1 protein-coding gene and 1 pseudogene are annotated in these 605 nt (G+C 21.6%); both read right to left on the minus strand.

Translation table 11 applies throughout. The features are described from left to right. A pseudogene (locus tag LUA84_RS05100) lies at positions 1-144 on the minus strand (tRNA (guanine(26)-N(2))-dimethyltransferase); the annotation flags it as partial. A 70-nt stretch (positions 145-214) separates the two neighbouring features. Beyond that, on the minus strand, positions 215-475 hold the full coding sequence (locus LUA84_RS01335) for a hypothetical protein (RefSeq protein ID WP_308112653.1): 261 nt from the start codon (positions 473-475) through the stop codon (positions 215-217). Positions 476-605: the final 130 nt, after the last annotated feature.

Consider the following 605-nt stretch of genomic DNA (forward strand, 5'->3'; position numbering starts at 1 on the left):
TCCAGTAGCAGCCATACAATCTAGAATATCGAATTTTTTCTTTATTATATTATAATAAGATTTTAATATTATTATTCTAAAATCTCTATTTATTTTCATTAAAGGGTTATAAAATACTGGTAATTTTGATGATAATTTCTTTAAAAAATCAGGATTTAAAGTATTATTGCCTTTCCTTCATTCATCAATATCTACAAATATTTTATCTTCTTTTTTAATTATTCTTATACTTAAATCTTGTTGGTGGTTTTTTAATTCCCCTAGACCAAATATAATTATTTAATCTTACAGATAATAAAACATTTTTTGATTTATATCTTTTCATTATAGTTTCCCTTATTACTCTTGCTGCCTTTTTTGCTCTTCTTTTTAATGGCNNTTTTATTATCCATTTCCTTATATTTATTTTTATATGAAATTCTTGGATACTTTCTTTCTTTTCAATATTTCTCTTAAGTTTGTTGAACTTGTTGATTTTGTTGAAATTTTCTGTTTGTTGTAATTGAGTTTCTTAAGGCATTATGATATTTGAATAACAAAATTTTATAAAGTTTGATTTTTATTTTTTCTACAGTTTTTATATTTTCTTTTGCAATTCTAAGCAT

The organism is Candidatus Nanopusillus massiliensis (assembly GCF_920984865.1).